Raw genomic sequence first — 4,638 nt, 5'->3', positions numbered from 1 at the left:
GGGTGGCGGCCACTATCAACCTTTACGTGCCCGGTGGCGCTATCCGGTTTTTCGCTGTTTCCCGAACAGTGTTCCGGTATCTGGAACGGGTATATAACCACGATACGGTTCTGAGACTGCTTACAGATATTCGCGTGAACCTGTTCTCTCGGCTGTCCCGCGCCACGCGCGTACGCCGGGGAGAGCTGAGTGGCGCCCAGTGGCTCTCGCGCCTGACCAGCGATGTCGATGCCCTCGATACCCTGTACCTCCGGTTAATCGCGCCTACGGCTCTGGCTGGCCTGGTAACCCTCCTGGTGGTGGTGCTGGCAGCCATTCTGTTTGATGTTGGAACCGCTGTACTGGTGGGCCTGCTTCTTGTGATTGCCCTGGCGGTCGCGACGGTTGGTGTTTACCTCAGAACCTGGCAACTTGCGGCCCGGCAAAGCGACCGGCAGGAAGAATTGCGAACGGCGGTCATTGAACATATTGAAGGTTTCTCAGAACTAACTGCGGCCGGTCGCACTGGTAAACATGCTGCCTGGCTTATGCGCCAGGCCCATCAGGTAACCTCAGAGCAGGCAAAAACGGATACCCGCGTGGGCTGGCACCTGGCCGGAACCCATCTGCTGGTAAATCTCTCTGCGGTCCTGGCGCTCTGGGCGGGTTTTGCCCTGTTCCAGGCGGGCACGCTATCCGGGCCTGTGCTGGTTTTACTGCCCATTGCTCTGCTCGGACTGGCTGAGGTCTATGCCATGCTGCCTGATGCCTTTGGCAAGCTCGGAGCCACCATCGCTTCCGCGGCGCGGCTGAACCGCGATTGCCGCAAAGAGGAACGGCAGGCTGTCAACGAAAAGCAAGAATTACCGCCGAAAACCGCCCTTCTTGCAGACAATATTGCGGTGAAGCACGCCGGTTACGCGCCGCTTTTCACGCGCTTCAATCTTGAGATTGAGGATGGCAAGCGCATCGGTATTCTGGGCCACTCCGGCAGTGGAAAGTCTTCACTCGCCGATGTGCTCGCAGGCCTTTTGCCGGTTGCTCAGGGAAGCCTGGCGCGGAGGGATTGCGTTTACCTGACCCAGAAAACCGTGCTGTTTGAAGACACGTTGCGGGCCAACCTGTTACTGGGATCTCCGGAGGCTTCGGACACGGAACTCTGGAGCATGCTGGAGCAGATGGAACTGGCTGAGCGCTTCGCTACCGAACCGGACCAACTCGATACCTGGCTGGGCAGCGCCGGAAGCAGGCTCTCAGGTGGCGAGGCTCGACGAGTGGCGCTGGCACGGGTGTTACTGAACCCAGCTCCCCTGGTCATACTGGATGAGCCGTTCACTGGCCTGGATGCCGAGACCCGGTCGAGGATAGCAAAACGGATGGAATCGCTTCTGGAAGGGAAAACCGTGGTCAGTCTCGCCCACGGGTCGGATGCCCTTCCGGGCACCGACCGTGTGATCTACCTGAGTGGTTAGCGGGTTTCGAGAACCTCAAACGTCAGCCCCGCCTTGCTGGTAAGCCTGTCCATCAGCTTGCCATCCAGCAGAGAAGACGGTGTCCAGAACCCACCCGGCTGATCCGCCGGAATATCGAACGCCAGGCACATGCCCGCTTCGCCCAACATCTTGCCGGTGGAACCGTAGCCCGGATCCTGATCGCCGGTCACTTTGGTGATGATGGTCTTGCCGTCCTCGGTGCGACCAACAAAGCGCAGATCATAAAACCCCGCTTTCTGGGCTTCGGGGCTTGGGCCTTCGCCCGGCTGAGGGACAAACTTCTCCACCAGCCAGCGAGTCGGTTTGATCGCCGAGGCGGTAAAGAACGCCGCCAGGCCGCCGGTGATCGCATAAGCAGCCAGCCGGCCCTTGGTGCCACGACCGGTCATCATGGCTTCATCGTAGGTGAATTCCTTGCCGTACCGCGCGTTCTGCATGGCATTGGAGCGATGCACCACCCGTGTATTGATGGCACCCATCACGAAGGGAGCAAGCCAGGCGTTGAACGTCTTATCAAACTCGGCGCCCTTGAGGCTGGGCTGCCGGGTCTTGGAGCGATGTTCCGGCGGACAGATGGAAAACGGGTTGGCCAGCTCCTTGCGCAGCTTCGGATCCGCCGCCGCTTCCTTCGCCACATTCATCATGGAGGCAACCGTACCGCCGGAGAACTCGCCCTTGGCGGTCTTGACCCGCATGCGGACATCCTGGCACGGCATTCCGAACGTCTGCTCCGCCTGATTCTGCAGGAACCAGACGCCCATGTCAGAAGGAATCGAGTCGAAACCGCAACAGTGGACAATTCGCGCTCCGGAGGTTTTCGCCTCCGCCTCGTAACGCTCCACCATCTTGCGAATCCATTGAACTTCGCCGGTGAGATCGCAATAGTCCGTACCAGTCTGTACGCAAGCCTTGACCAGCGGCTCGCCGTAAAGCGCATAAGGGCCGACCGTGGATATAATCACGCGGGTCTGCTCACACATGGACTTGAGGGCTGCGTCGTCGGCGGCATCGGCAAGAATCACCGGCAGATCCCTGGCTTTGTCGCCAAGGCTGCTCTTCAGCGTGTTGAGCTTGCTCTCGGAGCGTCCGGCAATCGCCCATTTTACCGATTGGCCTACACCGTAGGTCTCGAGCAAGTAACGGGTAAGAATCTGGCCGACGAAGCTGGTGGCACCGAACACCACCAGATCATGGGCTGTTTCTGCGGATTTGGTCATTGCTCTTCCTTAGTAAACAGTGATGACAACAGAAATTGATAACGAATCAATGGTATTTCAGCGGAGCCCGGCAACCGCTTTCTCGCCCATCAGACGCATGAATACGGCAACACCCAGGCCCCAGAAACCGTTGAGGAGCAAGCCGCCCACCCAGGTCTGGGCCGAGACATCTAGCCCTTTCAGGGGGAATACAACCAGCATGGCGACTGCTGTGGGACCTACAGCCCCTACAATGACATGCCCCAGCCAGAACTTCACCCCTGCCAGGCGCCCAAGAATCAGCCACAACAACATTCCCCAAAGGCCACCAAAGAACGCCAGTGACACAACCTGGGGCACACCCAGCGGCGGCACCGGTGACAGGTTGAAGGGCGCTGCGGGCACGATGCCCCCAAGCCAGAACAGTGCGAACAGGCCCTGATGAAACACCAGGGTTGCGAGAAAACCACTTGCAAACGCCTTGAACCAAACCATGAACAATCCTCTGTTGGTATGAATAGTCGGCCTTAACCCGTTGATTCTGCGTAGCTCATTGAACAACTGCAACCAATGTTAACAGTTTTGAGCGCTCGTTCTACTTTCCCGGCAACACCGGTAAATCCGTCTTCACGGCCAATCGTTTGTCATACTGCTTGGGGCACACTGGCAGGCAGAGCAAGAAAACGATTTCCGGAGGTTCGAATTGATCACCTTTTTAACAGTCTTGAGCATCCTGCTTGTCCTGTTCAGCGGCTTTGTCTGCTGGCAGGTTCTTGAACAGCGCAAAGTGATCGCCCGAATGATGGAGAACGACGATATCGCAGATTCCGAGCAGGAACCGGAGCTGGTTATTACGCTTCGGGTACTGGATCCGATTGCCCTGGCCAAGCGGGAGTCACGCTCTGCCCGAGTGCTTGCCGACAAACTCCCCGTGATGGTTCGCAAAATGGTGTACCAGGAAGTGATGAAAGAACTTGAGGAAGAGATGACAGAGCGCGAAATCGACGTGGATATGCAGATTGAGTATCGATGATCGCAATGTGTGAATGGAGGGCCCCATCATGAACCTGGCCGCAATCGTATTGTTGCTGCTACTGGCCTTTTGCGGATTCTGCATCGCCTACTGGCAGCTGCTGCTCTGTCGCCGTGAAGCACGGATTCTCAATTCCCACCGTGTGTCGGCGCACAGTGCCATCCAGAAAAGCAGAATGGATCTTCTCGAGGTCCGGAACCGGGCGCGGTTGCTGGAGGACTCGGTTTCGGGTGGCGCGAGCGCCGTAGAAAAGCTGCACAAAGCAATCTCGAACACGACTTTCGGGCTGATTGATCTGTTCTCGAAGGATGAAGAGTTCCGGCAGACTGCCCGCAAAGCTCGGGCCACCCATGACCAGAAGAGTCAACAGATCTACAAGACCGTGCGCACAACCAACAAGGCCCTGCACATCCTCGCCGATACCCTGATCATCGGGAAAGCAGAAAGGCGGCTCGCCTCCCGCAAGAGCGGCAAGGCTCAGGGTTCCGACGACGGTCAATGAAATTCGGGGGTTAACGCCTTTCCAGGCATTTCAGAACCACGTCGACTGTCACCACCAGTGATTCGAGCGAAGCAGCCTTCTCAAGGCCCTCCGAGTTGGCCCGATAAAGATGGGGTGTCATGGCCAGGAGATCGGCGATGCTGTCCTGGTCCGGAAGACTCAACGGGAACCTTAGCACGGTCGAATCCAGGGTCCGGAAGCCCTCGGGATCAACTATCTCAGTGTCTGCGGGTGGTTTCAGTTCGGGATAAATGATTTCACGCAGTTCCCGAAGATGGTCTGCACCGGCATCCACCTGCATCACCTTCCCGCCAGTCTTGAGCACTCTGGCGAACTCGCTGTAAACCGGAAAACCGAACAGGCAAAGCACGAGATCCAGGGATTCTGGCAGTATTGGCAGGTTGGCATTGCTGCCAACCACCCACCGGGTCTGTT

General features: G+C 57.9%; 6 protein-coding genes. 3 read left to right on the top strand and 3 right to left on the bottom strand.

Going from position 1 to position 4,638, the window contains the following annotated elements:
* The coding region (cydC, locus tag B2W52_RS00770; protein WP_286800999.1) for a thiol reductant ABC exporter subunit CydC at nt 1-1,451 on the top strand (1,451 nt) is incomplete at its 5' end.
* Here cydC and B2W52_RS00765 read toward each other — a convergent pair.
* Nucleotides 1,448-2,689 (bottom strand): saccharopine dehydrogenase family protein, encoded by a 1,242-nt coding sequence (locus tag B2W52_RS00765; protein WP_014577127.1) that lies wholly within the window; start codon nt 2,687-2,689, stop codon nt 1,448-1,450. The two genes, cydC and B2W52_RS00765, sit on opposite strands and share 4 nt — an antisense overlap.
* Before the next feature lie 57 nt (nt 2,690-2,746).
* Entirely contained in the window at nt 2,747-3,163 is a 417-nt protein-coding gene (locus B2W52_RS00760) for a hypothetical protein (protein ID WP_014577128.1), read from the bottom strand.
* Nucleotides 3,164-3,371: 208 nt separating this feature from the next.
* Between B2W52_RS00760 and B2W52_RS00755 the strand changes: the two genes are divergently transcribed.
* Both B2W52_RS00755 and B2W52_RS00750 read left to right on the top strand, forming a co-directional pair.
* Nucleotides 3,372-3,701 carry a hypothetical protein gene (locus B2W52_RS00755; RefSeq protein ID WP_041645222.1) on the top strand — a complete coding sequence of 110 codons (330 nt, stop codon included), beginning with the start codon at nt 3,372-3,374 and terminating at the stop codon, nt 3,699-3,701.
* Nucleotides 3,702-3,729: 28 nt separating this feature from the next.
* Complete coding sequence (locus B2W52_RS00750; protein ID WP_273071137.1) at nt 3,730-4,203, top strand: hypothetical protein; 474 nt, start codon at nt 3,730-3,732, stop codon at nt 4,201-4,203.
* Between the two features lie 10 nt (nt 4,204-4,213).
* Here the strand turns inward: B2W52_RS00750 and B2W52_RS00745 are convergent.
* Nucleotides 4,214-4,638 (bottom strand): class I SAM-dependent methyltransferase (locus B2W52_RS00745; protein WP_476738504.1); only part of this gene is annotated, 425 nt, incomplete at its 5' end.

The sequence above is a fragment of the Marinobacter sp. UBA2498 genome (assembly GCF_002341575.1).
Taxonomy (GTDB): domain Bacteria; phylum Pseudomonadota; class Gammaproteobacteria; order Pseudomonadales; family Oleiphilaceae; genus Marinobacter; species Marinobacter manganoxydans.
The sequence above is the reverse complement of the archived record's forward strand: the minus strand, read 5'-3'. Positions and strand labels throughout refer to the sequence as shown.

Bases quoted from the DNA above. Each gene is read 5' to 3' on its own strand.
- B2W52_RS00750 (WP_273071137.1), top strand. From the start codon at position 3,730: ATGAACCTGGCCGCAATCGTATTGTTGCTGCTACTGGCCTTTTGCGGA.
- B2W52_RS00760 (WP_014577128.1), bottom strand. From the start codon at position 3,163: ATGGTTTGGTTCAAGGCGTTTGCAAGTGGTTTTCTCGCAACCCTGGTG.
- B2W52_RS00765 (WP_014577127.1), bottom strand. From the start codon at position 2,689: ATGACCAAATCCGCAGAAACAGCCCATGATCTGGTGGTGTTCGGTGCC.